Origin of the sequence: Aeromonas sp. V90_14 (assembly GCF_029967615.1) — a bacterium.
GTDB classification, from domain to species: Bacteria; Pseudomonadota; Gammaproteobacteria; order Enterobacterales; family Aeromonadaceae; genus Aeromonas; species Aeromonas hydrophila.
Window position 1 is genome coordinate 242,078 of sequence record NZ_JASCAS010000001.1, and the last position, 19,186, is coordinate 261,263.

Below are 19,186 nucleotides of genomic sequence, written 5' to 3' on the forward strand. Positions count from 1 at the left end.
TATATGTTTTTGCTGAAAACAAACAGGGCGAACCTGATGGTTCGCCCTGTGACGGTAAGATAACGCAAGGAGAGATCTGTGGCTACTGTCAGCTTTTTTCTTTGCCACCCTCGGTATAGGTGGCTTGCCAACCGCCGCCGACGGCTTTGTAGAGCGCGACCTGGTTGCTGAGCTGCGCCAGACGGGTACTGATCAGCCCCTGCTTGGCACTGAACAGCGAGCGCTGGGCATCGAGTCGGGTTAGATAACTGTCCACCCCCTTCTCGTAACGCACCTCCGCCAGCTTGAAGTAGGTCTGGTTTGCCTCCACCAGTGCCTGCTGCGCCTGCAGTTGCCGCTGATAGTCAGACTGGGCGCCGAGTGTATCCGCTACTTCCTTGAATGCGGTCTGGATGCTCTTCTCGTAGCTCGCCACCGCCTGCCTGGTGCTTACCTCGGCCACGTCCAGATCCGCGATGCGCTTGCCGCCATCAAAAATCGGCAGGTTGATCTGCGGCATGAAGGTCCAGGTGCCGGTGCCGCCGTCAAACAGCCCGCTCAACTGGTTGCTAGCGGTGCCCGCCGTCGCGGTCAGCGAGATGGTCGGGAAGAAGGCTGCACGGGCGGCGCCGATATTGGCATTGGCCGCCTTCAGGCTGTGCTCGGCCGCCAGGATGTCCGGGCGCTGTTGCAGCAGACTGGATGGAGCACCCACCGGGATGGCCGCCAGTTGCACCTCGGCCAGGCTCGCCGGCTCGGTCATCAGTGCGGGGACGCCAGTCCCGAGCAGCAGTGCCAGGCCGTTGCGATCCTGCTTCACCTGCCGCTGGTACTGGGCCAGGCTCACCTTGGCACTCTCCAGCGCGGTACGGCCCTGGGCCAGCTCCATCTCGGAGGCGGCCCCCAGCCGGTATTTGTGCTCGGTCAGGCCATAGCTCTCCTGCTCGGTGGCCAGGGTCGCCTCGCTCAGCGCGAGCAACTCCTGATCCGCCAGCAGGGTGAGATAGGCGTTGGCCACCGAGGCGATCAGCGCGATCTGGGTGCTGCGCTGGGTCTCAACCTGCGCCAGATAGTTTTCCAGCGCCTGATCTTTGAGGCTCTGGATCCGGCCGAACAGGTCCAGCTCGTAGGAGGTGATGCCGATGTTGGCGCCGTACTGGCTGCTGATGGTACCCTGCCCCGTGCTGCTGAGATCGTCCGATCCCTGCTGGCGGGTACCCGAGCCATTGGCCGCCAGGGTCGGCAGCTGGGCCGCCCGCTGGATCCGGTATCTGGCCTCGTAGGCCTCCACGTTGAGGGCCGCGATGCGCAGATCCCGGTTGTTCTCGAGGGCCGTGGCGATCAGCTGCTGCAGGGCGGGATCGAGGAACTGCTGGCGCCAGGGGGAGACAGCCGCCTCCCCTGCCGGGTTGCTCTGCCAGGCGGCGCCTTGCGGCAGCGCCGGGCGCTGGTAATCGGGGGCCATGGAACAGCCCCCCAGCAGCAGGGTCACGCTCAGGGCGATCAGGGTTTTAGTCATGTTTGATCTCCTCGGCATGGGCCAGACGCGCCTGCTTGGTGCTGTGCTTGGTGAAATAGCGCATCACCAGCACGAAGAACAGCGGCACGAAGAAGATGGCCAGCACGGTGGCACTGATCATCCCCCCCATCACGCCGGTACCGATGGCGTTGCGGCTGCTGGCGCCGGCACCGGTACTGATCACCAGCGGCAATACGCCGAGGATGAAGGCGAGCGAGGTCATCAGGATAGGACGCAGACGCAGGCGCGCCGCCTCCACCACGGCTTCGCTCAGCCCCATGCCCCTGTCATAGAGCTCCTTGGCGAACTCGACGATGAGGATCGCGTTCTTGGCCGACAAACCGATGGTGGTCAGCAGGCCCACCTGGAAGTAGACGTCGTTCTCCAGCCCGCGCAGGGTGGCGGCCACAATGGCCCCCAACACCCCGAGCGGCACCACCAGCATCACCGAGAACGGAATGCTCCAGCTCTCGTAAAGCGCCGCCAGACAGAGGAACACCACCAGCAGCGAGATGGCGTACAGGGCCGGTGCCTGAGAGCCTGCCTGCCGCTCCTGGTAGGAGAGACCGGTCCACTCGATGCCGATGCCTTCCGGCAGCTGCTTCACCATCTGCTCGATGGCGGCCATGGCGTCACCGGTACTCTTGCCCGGCGCCGCTTCCCCGACGATCTCCATCGCCGGTACGCCGTTGTAACGCTCCAGCCGTGGCGAGCCGAAGCTCCAGTCGGTGCTGGCAAAGGCGGAGAAGGGCACCATCTGACCGGCGCTGTTGCGCACGTACCAGAGCTTGAGATCTTCCGGGTTCATCCGGAAGGGGGCATCCGCCTGCAGATAGACCTTCTTGACCCGGCCTCTGTCGACGAAGTCGTTCACATAGGCAGAGCCCCAGGCACTGGAGAGCGTGCTGTTGATGTCGCTGATGGAGAGCCCCTGCGCCAACGCCTTCTCGTAGTCGATCTTGATGTCGAGCTGGGGAGTGTCTTCCATCCCGTTCGGGCGCACCCGCACCAGGTTGGGATCCTGCGCCGCCATGCCGAGCAGCTGGTTGCGCGCCGCCATCAGCTTGTCGTGGCCCACGCCGGCCCGATCCTGCAGGAAGAAGTCAAAACCGGTCGCCGTCCCGAGCTCCGGGATCGGAGGCAGGTTGAAGGCGAACACCTGGGCTTCCTTGATGCTGAACAGGTAGCCCATGGCACGGCCGATGATGGCATTGGCGCTGCGATCGGGCGTGTTGCGCTCCTTCCAGTCTTTCAGCTTGATGAACGCCATGCCGCTGTTCTGACCGCTACCGGCGAAGCTGAAGCCCGCCACCGTCAGCACGGAGTCGACGTTATCCTTCTCGTTTTTCATGAAGTAGTCGCGCATGTCGGCCAGCACCACCTCGGTGCGCTGCTTGGTCGCCCCGACCGGCAGCTGCACCATGGACATGATGACCCCCTGATCCTCTTCCGGCAGGAAGGAGGTGGGCATGCGCATGAACAGGATGGCCAGTACCGCCAGCATGGCGGCGTAGATAATGCCGTAGCGCACCCCTTGCTTGACCACCTTGCGCACGCCGCTCTGGTAGCGGTTGGCGCTGGCGTCGAAGGCCCGGTTGAACCAGCCGAAGAAGCCGCGCTTGGCACCGAACTCGCCATGCTTGAGGGGTTTGAGCAGGGTGGCACACAGGGCCGGGGTCAGGATCAGCGCCACCAGCACCGACAGCACCATGGCCGAGACGATGGTGAGCGAGAACTGGCGATAGATGGCACCGGTCGAGCCGCCGAAGAAGGCCATCGGCACGAACACCGCCGAGAGCACCAAGGCGATCCCCACCAGGGCACCGGTGATCTGGGTCATCGACTTGCGGGTCGCCTCGAGCGGAGAGAGATCCTCCTCGCTCATCAGACGCTCCACGTTCTCCACCACCACGATGGCGTCATCCACCAACAGGCCGATGGCCAGCACCAGGCCGAACATGGTCAGGGTGTTGATGGAGAAGCCGAACGCCGACATGACGCCGAAGGTCCCCAGCAGCACCACGGGCACCGCAATGGTCGGGATCAGGGTGGCGCGGAAGTTCTGCAGGAACAGATACATCACGCAGAACACCAGGAAGATCGCCTCCACCAGGGTCTGTACCACTTCCTCAATGGAGATCTTCACGAACGGCGTGGTGTCGTACGGGTAGACAATCTCCATGTTGGCCGGGAAGTAGGTGGAGAGCTCATTCAGCTTGCCACGCACCTTCTCGGCGGTATCCAGCGCGTTGGCGCCGGTCGCCAGCTTGATGGCCACCGCCGCGGTGGACTGACCGTTGTAGAGCGCCTCGGCATCGTAGCTTTCGCCGGCCAGTTCGACTCTGGCCACGTCTTTGAGCCGCACCTTGGAGCCGTCCTGGTTCACCCGCAGCAGGATGTCGTTGAACTCCTCCACGGTGGAGAGCCGGGTCTGCCCCATGATGGTGGCGGTGAACTGCTGATCGGTCACCGCCGGGGTACCCCCCAGCTTGCCGAAGGCCACCTGGGTATTCTGCGCCTTGATGGCGGCCTGCACGTCACCCGGGGTCATCTGCACCCGGTTGAGCTTGTTGGGATCGAGCCAGACCCGCATGGAGTACTGGCTGCCGAACAGGGTGATGTCCCCTACCCCGTCCAGACGACTGAGCGGCTCCTTGATGTTGGCCACCACGTAGTCGGCCAGGTCATCGTTGGTCATGGCGCCATCTTTGGAGATAAAGGCGGCCACCATCAGGAAGCTGCTGGAGGTCTTCTGGACCCGGATCCCCTGCTGCTGCACCTCTTGCGGCAACAGCGACATGGCTTGCTGCAGCTTGTTCTGCACCTGCACCTGGGCGATGTCGGGGTCGGTCCCCGGCTGGAAGGTGAGGGTGACCGATACCCGGCCGGAGGAGTCCGACTGGGAGGACATGTAGAGCAGGTGATCCAGCCCGGTCATGTTCTGCTCGATGATCTGGGTCACCGAGTCTTCCACCGTCTTGGCGGAGGCCCCCGGGTAGCTGGCGGAAATGCCCACCGCCGGCGGCGCAATGCTCGGGTACTGGGCGACCGGCAGCTTGATGATGGCCAGGCTCCCCGCCAGCATGATCACCAGGGCGATCACCCAGGCGAAAATGGGTCTGTCTATGAAAAATCGTGCCATGAGGCGACTACTCCATCCTACTTGTTGGCCGGGGCATTGGCCGGCGCCTGGGCAGACTGCGCAGCGGCACTCTGTTCAGCAGGTGCCACGACGACCCCGGGTTTTACCTTTTGCAGGCCGGCTACGATCACCCGTTCGCCCGCCTTGAGACCGGATTCCACCACCCAGTCACTGCCGACGATGCGGCCCAGCTGCACTTCACGCAGCTCCACCTTGTTGTCCGCCGTCACCACCATCACGGTAGCGCCGCCTTTCGGGGTACGGGTCACCGCGGTCTGCGGCACCAACAGCCCTTCGGCGCGCTCGCCCTCCTGCAGGGTGGCACGCATGAACATGCCCGGCAGCAGCAGCTGATGAGGGTTGGGGACGATCACCCGCAGAGTCACCATGCCGGTGGTCTCATCCACGGTCACGTCGGAGAACTGCAGCGAGCCCTCTTCACCGTAGGTGGAGCCATCTTCCAGCTGGAAGCTCACCCGGGCGCCTTTCTGCTCGTCCTGGGTCAGCTTGCCGGCCGCCACCTGGCGCTTGAGACGCAGCAGATCGGCGGTGGACTGGCGCACGTCCACATACATGGGATCGAGCTGCTGGATGGAGGTGAGGCTGTCGGCCTGCTGGGCCGTCACCAGGGCACCCTCGGTCACCGCGGACTTGCCGATACGGCCGCTGATGGGCGCCGTGATGCGGGTGTAGGCCAGGTTGATGTTGGCGGTCTGCAGCGCCGCCTTGGCGGCACCGATTTCGGCCAGCTGCTGCTTCCAGGCCGCGTCGGCGTCGTCATACTCCTGGCTGCTGATGGCCTTCACCTTCACCAGCTCGGCATAGCGCTTGGCCTTGAGGCGGGCGCTCTGCTCGTTGGCCTGCGCCTTGGCCAGGTTGGCCTTGGCACTGGCCACCGCGGCCTGATAGACGGCGGGGTCGATCTGGTACAGCAGCTGGCCGGCCTTGACGTCACTGCCCTCGGTAAAAAGACGCTTGAGAATGATGCCGCTCACCTGGGGACGCACCTCGGCGACCCGCAGCGGGGCGCTGCGACCGGTCAGCTCGGTGGTGAGCTGCAACGGCGCCGTGTGCAGGGTGACGACATCCACCGCGGCCGGCGGCATCGCACCGGGCCCCTGCTGGGCACTGCCCTGTTCGCCGCAAGCGGTCAGCAGACCGCTCGCCAGCAGCGCAAGGCCGACTGAACGTGCGAGAATATGTTTATGCATGGAGAACCTGAGCCTCTGTCTATCAATGAATAACCACAGGGTTTATAGGACCCGGTTGGTAAAATCGGAAAGATGAGGCAATATACATACATTCATAAATGTATGTAAGTGACTTTTTTTACTTTTACAAGGTGCGCGCAGAGATGGCCAGAAGAACCAAAGAAGAGGCGCAGCAGACCCGCTGCCACATCATGAGTACGGCCCTGGATCTGTTCTGCTCACACGGCCTGGCCAAGACCAGCCTGACCGACATCGCCAGGGCCGCCGAGCTGACCCGGGGCGCCATTTACTGGCATTTCAAGAACAAGGAAGAGCTGTTCGTCTCCCTCTGGGAGGAGCTGTGCCAACCCCTCTCCCATCAGCTCGATGCCTGCGTCTCCGAGCTGGAGCCCGACCCCCTCGGCAAGCTGCGTACCTTCCTCAAGGAGGTGCTGGTCAAAATCTGCACCAACCCGGCCCATCAACAGATGTTCACCATCATGTTCAACCTGGAGTCGCTGGAGGGAGAGGCCATCTCCTTGCGCGAACACATGCGCAGCCAGTCCAACAACTTCTTCCGGGATCTGGAAACCACCCTGGGCAATGCGGTGCGCCTCGGCCAGCTGCCGCAGGGGCTGGATCTGCAGCGGGCCGCCACCCTGCTGCACTGCACCCTGGATGGCTACATCATCAACTGGCTGCACTTTCCGGAGCGCATCGACCTGCGCCAGGAGGCCGACTTCCTGCTGGACAGCCTGTTCGCCCTGATCGCCCTGCCAACCGGCCCGGCCGCCCGTCGCCCCTGAGCCTGCAAGGCCGAACACTGGCGGCCCTTGCCCGATGCAGACAACCCCTACTTCCTTCCATCTCCTGCCATCAATTTGGCGCCCCGGCGCCAAATTGGCTCAAGTTTGCTATAGTCACGCCCCCGAAATTGAGTTGCGCCCCCCGAACCAAGGTGCCTGCCATGTCCCGTTCATCCTCCTCTTGCCCTCCGGCCTCCATTGCCATGCCCTCAGTCGACCCATGGTCAGCGGCGCGCCAATCGTTTCTGGCGCTGCTGCCAGCCGGCGCCCACCTGCTGGAGGCGGGCTGCGGCGAAGGCAACGATCTCTGCTTCTTTCGCCAGCAGGGGCTGGTGGTGACGGCCTTCGATGCCCGCCTGGCACAAGCCAGGGTAGCCTCGCGGCGCAGCGGCCAGCCGGTGCGGGTCTGCCGCATCGAGCAGTTGCATAGCGTAGTGCCCTATGACGGCATCTGGGCGCGCGGCGCCTTGCCGGCGATCGCGCCAGACGAGCTCAGCGATGCGCTGGCCCATCTGGCTGGGCTGCTCAAGCCCGCCGGGCCGCTCTATTGTGCCTTTCCCCACCCCAGTGGCCAGCCCGTTGCCACCGGCAGCACTCCTGCCGAGGAGCACCTCTCCCAGACCCGGCTCGATGAAGACGGCCTGCGCCGGCTCATCGCCCCGCTGCCGCTGCAACTGCAGCAGTGCTGGGAGTGCAAGCAGGCGGATGGCCGCTGGCTGCACGCCCTGCTGATCCGCGCCTGAAAGGGCGCGCCAAATTAATCGCCCACCGCGCTTCGCGCCCACCCTGCCAGTGGCTATCACCACCATGATCACATTTAACAATATTTAACTCGACATTAACGCACGCACGACAGACATGATGCGGATTTTGTGTTAAAAAGCGGCATTAAAATCAAAATTAAATAACAAATCAGACACTAACACCTGGATTTACTTATGAAACTTGTCCTCAAACTGGTTGCCGGCATCCTCACCGGACTCTTGCTCGGTCTCTACGCCCCGGAATGGGTCGCACGCGTGCTGTTTACGGCCAAGACAGTCATAGGTCAGCTGATCACCTTCACCATTCCGCTCATCATCCTGTTCTTCATCATGAGCGGCATCGCCAGCCTGCCGAAGAACTCCGGCAAGCTGCTGGGCAAGACGGTCGCCCTCTCCTACTGCTCCACCATACTGGCGGGCCTGTTCGCCTTTACCGTGGCCAGCAACCTGATCCCGCGCCTGACCACCGCCGCCGAGCCCACCGCCGAGAGCGCCATCAAGCTCGCCTCCTACATCAACCTGGAGATCCCGCCGCTGTTCGGGGTGATGTCGGCGCTGGCCGCCGCCTTCGTGTTCGGCATCGGCATCAGCGCCACCCAGGCCACCGATCTGCGCCGGGTCGCCGATCAGGGCCGCGACATCATCGACCGCCTGCTGGCCAAGGTGATCATCCCGCTGCTGCCGTTCTACATCGCCGGCGTCTTCGTCGAGATGACGGTGGAAGGCACCGTATTCGCCACCCTGAAGACCTTCGGCGTGGTGCTGGTGATGGCCATCGTCATGCACTGGCTCTGGCTCTCCGTGCTGTTCGTCGGTACCGGTCTGGCCCTGGGCCGCTCCCCGGCCCAGCTCATCAAGAACATGCTGCCGGCCTACTTCACCGCGCTGGGTACCATGTCCAGCGCCGCCACCATCCCGGTCGCCCTGCAGGCCAGCAAGAACAACGGCGTGAGCGACGGCATCGCCAACTTCACCGTGCCGCTGTGCGCCACCATTCACCTGTGTGGCTCCACCATCACGCTAGTGACCTGCGCCACCGCGGTGATGTTCCTCTCCGAGCATCTGGCCATTCCGGGCATCAACACCATGCTGCCCTTCATCATGATGCTGGGCGTCATCATGATCGCCGCGCCGGGTGCCCCGGGTGGCGGCGTCATGTCCGCGCTGGGTCTGCTCACCTCCATGCTGGGGTTCGGTGAAGCCTCCATCGCCCTGATGATCGCCCTCTACCTGGCGCAGGACAGCTTCGGCACCGCCTGCAACGTCACCGGCGACGGCGTCATCGCCCTGTGGGCCGACCGTTTCGCCCAGAGCGGCGAGCCAGCGCTCAGCGCCGAGCAAGATGCGGCCTGATAGAGCAAGCAGATAAAAAACGGGAGCCATCGGCTCCCGTTTTTTGTTGACGGTCAGCGCCAATCAACCGCGGCGGCGGATCACCCCTTCCTGCGCCGTGCTCGCCACCAGCACCCCATCGCGGGTGAAGAACTGGCCGCGCACCAGGCCGCGACCGGCACTGGCGCTCGGGCTGTCCACCACGTAGAGCAGCCAGTCGTCCAGCCGGAAGTCCCGGTGGAACCACATGGAGTGATCGATGGTGGCCACCTGCATGTCCGGCTCCCAGTACGACACGCCGTGGGGCTGCAGGGCGGTGAACAGGAAGTGAAAGTCGGAGGCATAGGCCAGCAGGTACTTGTGCACCCGCTGATCGTCCGGCATCTGGCCATTGGCCTTGAACCAGACGTGGCGCAGCGGCTCGTGCACGTCGGGGCGGATCGGGTCGACCAGGGTCACCGGGCGAATTTCGATGGGCTTCTCGCACATGATCTTGTCGCGCAGGGCAGGCGGGATCTGCTGCTCGTAGGGGCGCACCAGCTCCAGCTCGCTCTTGAGCTGCTCGGGGGGCGTGATCCCCGCCGGCATGGCGATCTGGTGTTCAAAACCGTCCGCCTCGACCTGGAAGGAGGCGTTGAGATAGAAGATGGGCTTGCCGCCCTGAATGGCCTTGACCCGGCGGGTGGAGACGGTCTGGCCGTCGCGGATATTCTCCACATCGTAGACAATGGGACGGTTGGCATCGCCGGGGCGCAGGAAGTAGGAGTGGAAGCTGTGCACCTGGCGATCGCTTGCCACCGTCTGTTTGGCGGCTGACAAGGCCTGCCCCATTACCTGTCCGCCAAACACGGCCCGCAGACCGAGATCCTGGCTCTGGCCCCGAAACAGGCCCTCCTCGATTTTCTCGAGCGCCAGCAACGCCAGCAGCTCATCAAGTACCTTGCTCATTATTATCTCCTGTGTCAGTGCGGGAAGGCTAACAAGCCCGCTCGTGCCGGGCAACCACCCCCGCCCCTACCAGTCGCCTGCCCGGCCCCATTAATTCAGCTTTACGTTAATTTGAACAATAACGAACTCAAAAGGCGCCAACGAAAAGGCCCGCCGAGAGGCGGGCCTGTTGCAGTGCGGCCTTGCGGCCACGCAGCGCTTACTTGCTGCCGGTACCCGAGTTGCGGGTGGAGGAGGTCGGCTTGCGACGGGCCGTGGTGGCACGGGCGCGCGGCTCCTTGCCCTGCATCTCCTTGTGGCGCTTGACGGCGCGACGGATCTGGGCGGCCTGCTTGTGACGACTGGTTTTGCCATCCTGCTGCAGATCGACCTTGGACTCGGTCTCGTTGGGCAGGTTGACCAGGCCACGCAGGTAGTTCACCTCTGGCAGTTTCAGCTCCTGCCAGCCACCGCGCGGAATGCCGCGATCCAGCTGCACGTCGCCGTAGCGAATACGCATCAGGCGGCTCACCTGCACTTCCTGGGATTCCCACAGGCGGCGCACTTCACGGTTGCGACCCTCGGTCAGGGTGACGTTGAACCACTGGTTCAGACCCTCGCCACCGGCCGGCTTGATCTTGTTGAACTTGGCCATGCCGTCTTCCAGCTGCACGCCCTTGCGCAGGCGCTGCAGCATGGCTTCGGTGATCTCGCCAAAGACCCGCACCGCGTATTCCCGCTCCACTTCGTGGCTCGGGTGCATCAGCCGGTTGGCCAGCTCACCGTCGGTGGTGAACAGCAGCAGACCTGAGGTGTTGACGTCAAGGCGGCCGACCGCAATCCAGCGGGCCCCTTCCATCTTGGGCAGACGATCAAACACGGTGGGACGACCTTCCGGATCGTGACGGGTACACATCTCCCCTTCCGGCTTGTGGTAAGCCAGCACGCGGCAGATCACTTCCTCTGCGGCACGGGTCTTGATCTGGTGACCATCCACCCGGATCACGGCGTTCACTTCGACGCGATCCCCCAGTGTGGCGACCTTGCCATCCACACTGACCCGACCTGCGGTGATCAGGGCCTCCATCTCACGACGGGAGCCGTGACCCGCGCGGGCCAACACTTTTTGCAGTTTTTCACTCATCGGGGTTACCTGATTGTTGATCGCTGCCCGCAGCTGCCAATGTCAGCGTGGACAACGAGGGTTGCAGTTCGGGATCAAGCTCGGGGAGCTGCTCCAGACTCTGCAGATTAAAATAATCCAGAAATTCTCGGGTGGTGGCGAGCAGCTCCGGGCGGCCCACCACCTCCTTGTGACCGATGCTGCGCACCCAGCCACGTTCTTTCAGGGTATTCACTATCTGGCTCGAGACCGCCACCCCGCGGATGGCTTCGATCTCGGCCCGGGTGATGGGCTGACGATAGGCGATCAGCGTCAGCGTCTCCATCACGGCGCGCGAATAACGGGGCGCCCGCTCGCTCCAGAGCCTGGAGAGCTCCTCGGCGTACTCCTGGCGGGCCTGAAAGCGCCAGCCGGAGGCGACTTCCTTGAGCTCCACTCCCCGTTCGCTGTAATCCTGTCTGAGCTCCGCCAGCAACAGCTGGACGTAGCGGCTGGTGACCGGGTAGTCCGCCAGTACGCTGCTCTTGAGCTCGCTGACGTTGAGCGGGCGTCCGGCGACGAACAGCGCCGCCTCGATCAGCGTCTTGAGTCGTTCAGCCGGCAGCGCCATGATCCGCTCCTCGCAACATCGGCCTCTTCAACCGTTCAGTGGGCAGCGCCACGCTCGCTCTCCTCATGCTGGCCGGCCAGGGCAAAGTGGATCGGCCCCAGCGGTTCCGCCTGCAGGATCCAGATCAACTGCTCCTTGCAGAGCTCCAGCAGCGCCAGAAACGTCACCAACACCCCCATGCGCCCCTCTTCGGCGCGCAGCACCCGATCCAGGCGCAGGGTCTGGCCCAGCGAGAGCATGGCAAGGATCTCCGCCATACGCACCCGGGTCGGGATCTGCTCACGGCGGATCTGGTGATGTTCAAAATGAGTCGCGCGTTTTACCACACTTTGCATGTAAAGGGCGAGCTCAACCAGCGAAACATCGGGCGTCAATGGTTTGAGATCGCCAAAATCCGGCGGCAGGGCGGTGGCGATGAAGATCTCCCGCTCCAGCCGCGGCAGCTCGTTGACCCGCTCCGCCCCCACCTTGTAGCGCTCGTACTCCTGCAGCCGGCGAATGAGGGTAACGCGGGGGTCCTCCCCCTCCTCCTCATCTTCCAGCTCAGGCGCCTTGGGCAGCAGCAGACGGGATTTTATCTCCGCCAGCCAGGCCGCCATCAGCAGGTATTCGGCCGCCAGCTCCAGATTGAGGCCCTGCATCAGCTCCACGTACTCCATGTACTGGGCGGTGATCTGCAGGATCGGCAGGTTGAGGATGTCGAGCTGCTGGCGCCGGATGAGGTAGAGCAACAGATCGAGCGGCCCCTCGAAGGTATCGAGAAACACCTCCAGCGCATCGGGCGGGATGAACAAATCCTGGGGCAGCTCGTGATAGGGCTGCCCCAGCACCCGGGCGATGGGAGACGGGACGGCCTGGGGGGGAATGGCTTCCCCCGCCGGGCTCGCCACCCTCTCACCCGCCGTGGGCGTGGTCGTCACCGGCACAGGATCGGCAGTATCACTCAAACGGAGTCGGATCCCCGGCACCACGCCGGCGCAGCACCGGCTCGTCGTCGGAGAAGTCCACCACGGTAGTGGGCTGCTCGCCCAGATAACCGCCGTTGACCACCAGATCCAGCTGCTTGCCCAGCTTGTCGAAGATCTCCTCCGGGTCGAACTCCGCCATGTCCGATTCCGGCAGGATCAGGGTGGTGGAGAGCAGCGGCTCGCCGAGCGCTTCCAACAGCGCCTGGGCAATCTTGTTGTCCGGCACCCGGATGCCGATGGTCTTCTTCTTCTCGTTCATCAGGCGACGCGGCACCTCCTTGGTGGCCTTGAAGATGAAGGTGTAGGGACCTGGGGTGTTGTTCTTGATCAGGCGAAACGCCGTGTTGTCCATCTTGGCATAGGTGGAGATCTCGGAGAGATCGCGGCACACCAGGGTGAAGTCGTGGTTGGGATCGATGCGGCGGATGCGGCAGATGCGCTCCAGCGCGCCCTTGTCGCCCATCTGGCAACCCAGCGCATAGCCCGAGTCGGTGGGATAGACGATGACGCCGCCGTTCTGAATGATCTGTACCGCCTGGCTGATCAGACGGGCCTGGGGGTTTTCCGGATGTACGTAAAAGTGCTGACTCATGACTCGTTCTCGCAATGGGGGCGGCAATGCCTGCCCGCTTGATGGCCGTGGAGCCAGGCTCCACGACACTACCTTAATCTGTTTGACGTCCGCCGGCGCCTCTCAACGGCTGGCCAGCAGGGCGGCGTGCTGCTCGGCGCTCAGGCCGAAGTGGCCGGGATGGGCCAGCCAGAGCGGCATCCCCTCCTTGGGCAACCAGAGGTGGCGCCCCAGCTCGGTCCAGTTGGAGGGGAAGTGAAAATCCGATCCTACCGAGATGTAGAGGTCGTGCTCCTTGGCCCACTGGCCGAGATTCGCCCGCTCCTGCGGGCTCTGCTGGGGCAGCGAGACCTCCATGGCATCGCCACCGGCCGCCTTGAAGGCCACCAGCAGCCGCTTGATCCACTTGGCGGTGAGGTCGTAACGGCTCGGGTGGGCCAGCACCGCCAGACCACCAGCGGCGTGAATGGCGCTGATCGCCTCGCCCATCTCGGGCCACTCGGCCGGAGCATAGCCCTTGTTGCCCCGGCTCAGGTACTTTTTGAAGACTTTCTGCATGGTATCGGCCACCCCGCGCGCCATCAGCACCCGGGCAAAGTGGGCCCGGGTCACGGCGGCGTCGCCAGCCAGCTGCTTGGCCTCTTCATAGGTGCCGGGGAGCTGGCACTTCTCCAGACGACGCCCTATTTCCTGGGCGCGCGCCTCACGACGGGCCAGCTGGCCGGCCAGAAACGCCACCAGCTGCGGATTTTTTTCATCCACCCCCAGCGCCACGATATGAATTTCGTGATGCTCCCAGCCGGTGGAGATCTCGACCCCGCTCACCAGCCGCAGCGGCAGTTGCTCGGCGTCGATGGTGCGGCGCACCTCATCAAGCCCGGCAAGGGTATCGTGGTCAGTGACTGCTAACACCTCGACCCCTTGTGCGGCGGCGCGGCGCACCAGTTCGGCGGGGCTCAGCACGCCATCCGAGGCCGTGGTATGGCAGTGTAGATCGAATCTCATCAGATTATTCCGCTCTCGTGGTCAGGTCACCATGGGTACACATTCGGTGAAAGAAGGCTAAAAAGCGACTTGACTTGGCCGCGGCTTTATCGTTTTCTGTAGGCACTTCATTGCAAACATCTTTTTACAGGACTTTATCATGCAAACGACTTCCATCCTGACCATCTGGTGGTGGCACACTCCCTGACATGCGGGCGTGTGGTCGTTGCTGTACCTGTAAATCTGACAGCAAATAAAGAACCCAAAGAAAAAGCCCGCTGACCCCAGCGGGCTTTTTTATTATCCGGCAAATGGACCTGTGATGAAACCGAGAATTCAGACAAGCAACCTGACCTGGCGATGGCGCCCCTGAACCAGCCACCCCAGACCCATTAAATTTTCAAGGAATTCAACGTCATGAACATCGGTAAACAGCATCACACGCAAGGGAACGCACTATGACAGCCAGCCATCGCCTTCCTCTGGGTGAATTCGATACCCTCACCCTCAACGCCCCCTATGTGGCCGATCCGCTGGCACTCTACAGCGAGCTCTGCCAGGGTCGCCCCAACAACCTGCTGCTGGAATCGGTCGAGATCGACTCCAAGGCCGGCAAACAGAGCCTGCTGCTGGTGGACGCCTGCCTGCGCATCGAGTGCCGTGGCCGCACCGTGCGGGTGCGCAGCCTCAACGACAACGGCGCACAGCTGCAGAGCCTGCTGGCCGAGCGCCTGCCAGCCGCCGTTGCCCAGAGCCTGGTGGCCGGCGAGCTGCAGCTCGACTTCCCGGCTTCTGATCGGGAGCAGGACGAAGACAGCCGCCTCAAGGGGATCAGCGTGCTGGACGTGCTGCGCACCCTGCAGCGGGAGCTTGATTGCCAGCTCGGCAAAGAAGCGCTCTTTATGGCCGGCAGCTTCGCCTACGACCTCATCGCCTCCTTTGAAGATCTGCCCGACGTGCCACAGGGGAGCAACGACTGCCCCGACTACTGCTTCTACGTGGCCGAGACCCTGATCACCATCGACCACATCGCGCGCTCCACTGCGCTGCTTGCCTGCATCTTTGGCGGCGACAGCGACGAGAGCCGGGTGGAAGACAGATACCACCGCCTGAGCGAGCGCCTCGCCCAGTTCAAGCACGCCTGCCAGCAAGCCCCCGCGCAGGCCCCGGCCACCCCGGCCCTCACCGGCGGCATGAGCGTGGACAAGAGCGACAAGCAGTTCTGCGCCGAGGTGGAGAAGCTCAAGGGCTTTATCCGCCGCGGCGACATCTTCCAGGTGGTGCCGTCCCGCTGCTTCTCCCTGCCCTGCCCCAGCCCCGTCGCCGCCTATCGCCGCCTCAAGCAGACCAACCCCAGCCCCTACATGTTCTATGTGCAGGATGAGGGCTTCACCCTGTTTGGCGCCTCGCCGGAGAGCGCGGTGAAATTCTGCGCCACCAGCCGCGACGTGGAAATGTACCCCATCGCCGGCACCCGCCGCCGCGGCTTCAACCCGGATGGCAGCATCAACCGGGATCTCGACGGCCGCATCGAGCTGGAACTGCGTCAGGACGAGAAAGAGGTAGCCGAGCACCTGATGCTGGTGGATCTGGGCCGCAACGACATCGCCCGCATCTCGGAGCCGGGTACCCGCTACGTCAAGGAGCTGCTGAAAGTGGATCGCTACAGCCACGTGATGCATCTGGTCTCCAAGGTGGTCGGCACCTTGCGCGCCGACCTTGACGCCCTGCACGCCTATCAGGCCTGCATGAACATGGGCACCCTCACCGGCGCCCCCAAGATCCGCGCCAGCGAGCTCATTCGCATGGTGGAAGGCAAGCGCCGCGGCAGCTACGGCGGCGCGGTCGGCTACATCAACGGCGCCGGCGAGATGGATACCTGCATCGTCATCCGCTCCGCGTTCGTCAAAGAGGGCGTGGCCCATGTGCAGGCCGGTGCCGGCGTGGTCTATGACTCCAAACCCCAGGCCGAGTCGGACGAGACTCGCGCCAAGGCGGCGGCCGTGCTGGCCGCCATCGCCGCCAGCCATGGCACCTCCCTGCAAGCCCTGAGCGCCCAGCAGGAGCAACATAAGGACGTGAGCCATGACTAACATCTTCCTGCTCGACAACTTCGATTCGTTTACCTACAACCTCGTCGACCAGTTCCGCTCCCTCGGCTATCCGGTGCGGATCTACCGCAACAGCCTGCCGGCAAGCCGCATCATGAGCGAGATCGCCGCCTGTGAAGGGGACGCCGTGCTGGTGCTCTCGCCGGGGCCGGGTGCCCCCCATGAGGCGGGTTGCCTGATTGACCTCATCAAGCTGGCCCGTGGTCAGGTGCCCATCCTCGGCATCTGTCTCGGCCATCAGGCCCTGTGCGAAGCCTACGGCGGCACCGTCGGTGCGGCGGGCGAGATCGTCCACGGCAAGCGCTCGCTGATTGAGCACAACGGCCACGGCGTCTTCGCGGGGCTGCAAAGCCCGCTGCCGGTGGCCCGCTACCACTCGCTGGTCGCCACCTATGTACCGGAAGAGCTGACGGTGATTGCCCACTATCAGGGCATGCCCATGGCCATCGAGCAGCAGGATGAGCGGGTGCTGGGGTTCCAGTTCCACCCGGAATCCATCATGACCTCGGAAGGGGCCCGCCTGCTGACCCAGGCGCTCGCCCATATCACCCGTCCAGAAAGCAGTGTGCGGTAAGGAGACCAACATGCATCATCATCTCAACACCCTCTATCAGGGTCAGTCTCTGAGCCGTGAAAGTACCCGCGACGCCTTCGGCCAGGTGGTACGTGGCGAAGTGGATCCCATCGTGCTCGCCAGTCTGTTGACCGCCCTCAAGATCAAGGGGGAGACCCCGGAGGAGATCGCCGGTGCCGCCGAGGCCCTCTTGGCGGAAGCGCGCGACTTCCCGCGTCCGGATTACGCGTTCTGCGATATCGTCGGCACCGGTGGCGATGGCCTCAACACCATCAACGTCTCCACCACTTCGGCGCTGGTCGCCGCCGCCTGCGGCCTGAAAGTGGCCAAGCACGGCAACCGCTCGGTCTCGAGCAAGTCGGGTTCGAGCGATCTGCTGGACAAGATGGGGATCAAGCTCGACATGAGCCCGGCGCAGGCGCGCCGCTGCCTGGACGAGCTTGGCATCTGCTTCCTGTTCGCCCCCCAGTACCACGCCGGGGTGCGCCACGCCATGCCGGTGCGCCAAGCCCTCAAGACCCGCACCCTGTTCAATGTGCTGGGGCCGCTCATCAACCCGGCTCGCCCCACCTATCAGCTGATGGGGGTCTATGCCCCCGAGCTGGTGCGCCCCATCGCCGAAACCCTGCTGGCACTGGGGCTGAAAACCGGTATGGTGGTGCACGGTGCAGGCCTTGACGAGATTGCCATCCACGGCCCGACCCAGGTGGCCCAGATCCGTGACGGCGAGATCCGCGAGTTTCTGTTAACCCCGGCCGACTTTGGCCTGGAGACCTACCCGGTCAGCGCCATTCAAGGTGGCGAGCCGGAAGAGAACCGCGCCATCACTGCCGCCATTCTGGAAGGGCGGGGCACCCCGGCCCACAACGCCGCCATCGCCGCCAACGTGGCGCCGCTGCTGCTGATGGCGGGCAAGGCGACCGATCTCAAGAACGCGGCGGCCCAGGTGCTGGCGGTGCTGGCAAGCGGCAAGACGGCGGAGCTCGCCGCTCGCCTCGCCACCCTGAGTCATCAGGAGGCATGATGTCAGCCACGACTCTGCACAGCAGTCATTCAGAGTGCCCTGAGGGCAGTTCACAGCTTCGCAAGGATAACGAGATGTCAGACCTTATTGCCCCCCATGCTTTTCTGAACATGGCCTCCATCAGCCAGACCATTCTCGGCAAGATCGTGGCGGCCAAGCAGGAGTGGGTTGCTGCCCGCAAGCTGGCCCAGCCGCTGGCGAGCTTCCAGAGTGCGCTGACCCCCAGCGATCGGGATTTCGTCGGGGCGCTCAAGGCGGGCTCCACCCGCTTCATTCTGGAGTGCAAGAAGGCCTCCCCCTCCAAGGGCTTGATCCGCAACGACTTCAGCCCGGAGGCGATCGCCGACATCTATGGCAAATACGCCACCGCCATCTCGGTGCTGACCGACGAGAAGTTCTTTCAGGGGGATTTTGCCTTCCTGCCACGGGTGCGCAGCCGCGTCAGCCAGCCGGTGCTCTGCAAGGATTTCATGATTGACCCCTACCAGGTCTATCTGGCCCGCCACTATCAGGCGGATGCCATCCTGCTGATGCTCTCGGTGCTCACCGACGAGGGCTATCGCGCCCTGTTCGCGGTGGCCAAAGAGCTGGGCCTTGGCGTGCTCACCGAAGTGAGCAACGAGGAGGAGCTGACCCGCGCCATCGCCCTTGGCGCGCCGGTGATCGGTATCAACAACCGGGATCTGCGCGACTTGAGCGTCGATCTCAACCGCACCAAACAGCTGGCTAAAGATATTCCGAGCGATCGGGTGGTGATCAGCGAGTCCGGCATCAACCACCGCGCTCAGGTGGCGGATCTGCGCCACCACGCCAAGGGCTTTCTGGTGGGCTCATCCCTGATGGCCGAGCCGGATCTGGAGGCTGCGGTGCGCAAGCTCACTCTGGGCCAGAACAAGGTGTGCGGTCTCACCCGCGCCGAAGACGCCATTGCAGCCCATCAGGCGGGCGCGGTATTCGGTGGCCTTATCTTTGTGGCGAAAAGCCCGCGCTATGTGGACATTCCTGCCGCTCGCGCCGTGATGGCGGGGGCGCCGCTCTCTTACGTCGGGGTATTTCGCAATGCCCAGCCCGCCACCATCGTCAAGACGGTGGAAGCGCTGGGGCTCGCCGCAGTGCAGCTGCACGGTGATGAAGACGCCGCCTATATCGAGGGACTGCGCGCGCTGCTGCCGGCTGGCTGCCAGATCTGGAAGGCAGTTGGCGTCTCTCTTGGCAAAGAAAGCGGCGAGCCGCTGCCCGCCCTCGACTATCCGGCCGATCGCCTGCTGCTGGATACCAAAGTAGGCAGCCAGAGCGGCGGTACCGGTCAGGCGTTCGACTGGGCCCTGCTGGCCAAGCTCGATAAAGCCAAGCTGATGCTGGCGGGCGGCCTCAACCCCGACAACGCCCTGCAAGCGGCCCAGGTCGGCTGCCTCGGCCTTGATTTCAACTCAGGGGTAGAGAGTGCCCCGGGCCAGAAGGATGCGCACAAGCTGGCGGCGGCGTTTGCCGCCCTGCACAACCTGTAAGCGCGCCCTGTGAGGCCACTACTGAATCACTGTTTCGTAATTGATGTTCCGTTT

General features: G+C 63.8%; 16 protein-coding genes. 7 read left to right on the top strand and 9 right to left on the bottom strand.

What is annotated here, in order from left to right:
- Positions 1-88: 88 nt before the first annotated feature.
- Genes QLG02_RS01055 through QLG02_RS01065 form a run of 3 tightly spaced genes read right to left on the bottom strand, consistent with a single transcriptional unit; the run spans position 89 to position 5,851 of the window.
- Positions 89-1,498 (bottom strand): efflux transporter outer membrane subunit, encoded by a 1,410-nt coding sequence (locus QLG02_RS01055; protein ID WP_282464281.1) that lies wholly within the window; start codon positions 1,496-1,498, stop codon positions 89-91.
- On the bottom strand, positions 1,491-4,640 hold the full coding sequence (locus QLG02_RS01060; RefSeq protein ID WP_282464282.1) for an efflux RND transporter permease subunit: 3,150 nt from the start codon (positions 4,638-4,640) through the stop codon (positions 1,491-1,493). Before QLG02_RS01060 ends, QLG02_RS01055 begins: the two co-directional genes overlap by 8 nt.
- A 17-nt stretch (positions 4,641-4,657) precedes the next feature.
- Complete coding sequence (locus QLG02_RS01065; protein ID WP_029299706.1) at positions 4,658-5,851, bottom strand: efflux RND transporter periplasmic adaptor subunit; 1,194 nt, start codon at positions 5,849-5,851, stop codon at positions 4,658-4,660.
- A 143-nt stretch (positions 5,852-5,994) separates the two neighbouring features.
- On the opposite strand from QLG02_RS01065, the gene QLG02_RS01070 reads away from it, so the two are divergent.
- From QLG02_RS01070 to QLG02_RS01080, 3 genes are all read left to right on the top strand, one after another.
- On the top strand, positions 5,995-6,636 hold the full coding sequence (locus QLG02_RS01070; RefSeq protein WP_282464283.1) for a TetR family transcriptional regulator: 642 nt from the start codon (positions 5,995-5,997) through the stop codon (positions 6,634-6,636).
- Positions 6,637-6,839: 203 nt separating this feature from the next.
- A complete protein-coding gene (locus QLG02_RS01075; protein WP_282464406.1) occupies positions 6,840-7,379 on the top strand; it encodes a class I SAM-dependent methyltransferase in 540 nt (179 codons plus the stop codon).
- 195 nt (positions 7,380-7,574) lie between these two features.
- A complete protein-coding gene (locus QLG02_RS01080) occupies positions 7,575-8,753 on the top strand; it encodes a dicarboxylate/amino acid:cation symporter (RefSeq protein WP_282464284.1) in 1,179 nt (392 codons plus the stop codon).
- A gap of 63 nt (positions 8,754-8,816) precedes the next feature.
- On the opposite strand, the gene tesB is transcribed toward QLG02_RS01080, so the two are convergent.
- From tesB to QLG02_RS01110, 6 genes are all read right to left on the bottom strand, one after another.
- Positions 8,817-9,680: an acyl-CoA thioesterase II gene (gene tesB, locus QLG02_RS01085; RefSeq protein WP_016351376.1), complete on the bottom strand. Its 864-nt coding sequence runs from the start codon at positions 9,678-9,680 to the stop codon at positions 8,817-8,819.
- A gap of 199 nt (positions 9,681-9,879) precedes the next feature.
- Positions 9,880-10,803 (bottom strand): 23S rRNA pseudouridine(2605) synthase RluB, encoded by a 924-nt coding sequence (gene rluB / locus QLG02_RS01090; RefSeq protein ID WP_011706718.1) that lies wholly within the window; start codon positions 10,801-10,803, stop codon positions 9,880-9,882.
- Positions 10,796-11,392: an SMC-Scp complex subunit ScpB gene (gene scpB / locus QLG02_RS01095; RefSeq protein WP_011706719.1), complete on the bottom strand. Its 597-nt coding sequence runs from the start codon at positions 11,390-11,392 to the stop codon at positions 10,796-10,798. The genes rluB and scpB overlap by 8 nt, the downstream gene beginning before the upstream one ends.
- A 35-nt stretch (positions 11,393-11,427) precedes the next feature.
- Complete coding sequence (locus tag QLG02_RS01100) at positions 11,428-12,339, bottom strand: ScpA family protein (RefSeq protein WP_052143511.1); 912 nt, start codon at positions 12,337-12,339, stop codon at positions 11,428-11,430.
- Complete coding sequence (locus QLG02_RS01105; protein WP_282464285.1) at positions 12,332-12,952, bottom strand: L-threonylcarbamoyladenylate synthase; 621 nt, start codon at positions 12,950-12,952, stop codon at positions 12,332-12,334. Before QLG02_RS01105 ends, QLG02_RS01100 begins: the two co-directional genes overlap by 8 nt.
- Positions 12,953-13,054: 102 nt before the next feature.
- A complete protein-coding gene (locus tag QLG02_RS01110) occupies positions 13,055-13,936 on the bottom strand; it encodes a PHP domain-containing protein (protein WP_044800394.1) in 882 nt (293 codons plus the stop codon).
- Positions 13,937-14,373: 437 nt separating this feature from the next.
- Here QLG02_RS01110 and QLG02_RS01115 point away from each other — a divergent pair, with 437 nt between their 5' ends.
- Genes QLG02_RS01115 through trpCF form a run of 4 tightly spaced genes read left to right on the top strand, consistent with a single transcriptional unit; the run spans position 14,374 to position 19,132 of the window.
- Positions 14,374-16,008: an anthranilate synthase component 1 gene (locus QLG02_RS01115; RefSeq protein ID WP_282464286.1), complete on the top strand. Its 1,635-nt coding sequence runs from the start codon at positions 14,374-14,376 to the stop codon at positions 16,006-16,008.
- The gene (locus QLG02_RS01120; RefSeq protein ID WP_282464287.1) at positions 16,001-16,600 is read left to right on the top strand and encodes an aminodeoxychorismate/anthranilate synthase component II; all 600 of its coding nucleotides are present in this window, start codon (positions 16,001-16,003) and stop codon (positions 16,598-16,600) included. Before QLG02_RS01115 ends, QLG02_RS01120 begins: the two co-directional genes overlap by 8 nt.
- Before the next feature lie 10 nt (positions 16,601-16,610).
- Positions 16,611-17,624: an anthranilate phosphoribosyltransferase gene (gene trpD / locus QLG02_RS01125; RefSeq protein ID WP_282464288.1), complete on the top strand. Its 1,014-nt coding sequence runs from the start codon at positions 16,611-16,613 to the stop codon at positions 17,622-17,624.
- Positions 17,624-19,132: a bifunctional indole-3-glycerol-phosphate synthase TrpC/phosphoribosylanthranilate isomerase TrpF gene (gene trpCF, locus QLG02_RS01130; protein WP_282464289.1), complete on the top strand. Its 1,509-nt coding sequence runs from the start codon at positions 17,624-17,626 to the stop codon at positions 19,130-19,132. Before trpD ends, trpCF begins: the two co-directional genes overlap by 1 nt.
- Positions 19,133-19,186: the final 54 nt, after the last annotated feature.

Coding starts and splice junctions, on each gene's coding strand:
- QLG02_RS01055 (WP_282464281.1), bottom strand. CDS start 1,498: ATGACTAAAACCCTGATCGCCCTGAGCGTGACCCTGCTGCTGGGGGGC.
- QLG02_RS01060 (WP_282464282.1), bottom strand. CDS start 4,640: ATGGCACGATTTTTCATAGACAGACCCATTTTCGCCTGGGTGATCGCC.
- QLG02_RS01065 (WP_029299706.1), bottom strand. CDS start 5,851: ATGCATAAACATATTCTCGCACGTTCAGTCGGCCTTGCGCTGCTGGCG.
- QLG02_RS01070 (WP_282464283.1), top strand. CDS start 5,995: ATGGCCAGAAGAACCAAAGAAGAGGCGCAGCAGACCCGCTGCCACATC.
- QLG02_RS01075 (WP_282464406.1), top strand. CDS start 6,840: ATGCCCTCAGTCGACCCATGGTCAGCGGCGCGCCAATCGTTTCTGGCG.
- QLG02_RS01080 (WP_282464284.1), top strand. CDS start 7,575: ATGAAACTTGTCCTCAAACTGGTTGCCGGCATCCTCACCGGACTCTTG.
- tesB (WP_016351376.1), bottom strand. CDS start 9,680: ATGAGCAAGGTACTTGATGAGCTGCTGGCGTTGCTGGCGCTCGAGAAA.
- rluB (WP_011706718.1), bottom strand. CDS start 10,803: ATGAGTGAAAAACTGCAAAAAGTGTTGGCCCGCGCGGGTCACGGCTCC.
- scpB (WP_011706719.1), bottom strand. CDS start 11,392: ATGGCGCTGCCGGCTGAACGACTCAAGACGCTGATCGAGGCGGCGCTG.
- QLG02_RS01105 (WP_282464285.1), bottom strand. CDS start 12,952: ATGAGTCAGCACTTTTACGTACATCCGGAAAACCCCCAGGCCCGTCTG.
- QLG02_RS01110 (WP_044800394.1), bottom strand. CDS start 13,936: ATGAGATTCGATCTACACTGCCATACCACGGCCTCGGATGGCGTGCTG.
- QLG02_RS01115 (WP_282464286.1), top strand. CDS start 14,374: ATGACAGCCAGCCATCGCCTTCCTCTGGGTGAATTCGATACCCTCACC.
- QLG02_RS01120 (WP_282464287.1), top strand. CDS start 16,001: ATGACTAACATCTTCCTGCTCGACAACTTCGATTCGTTTACCTACAAC.
- trpD (WP_282464288.1), top strand. CDS start 16,611: ATGCATCATCATCTCAACACCCTCTATCAGGGTCAGTCTCTGAGCCGT.
- trpCF (WP_282464289.1), top strand. CDS start 17,624: ATGTCAGCCACGACTCTGCACAGCAGTCATTCAGAGTGCCCTGAGGGC.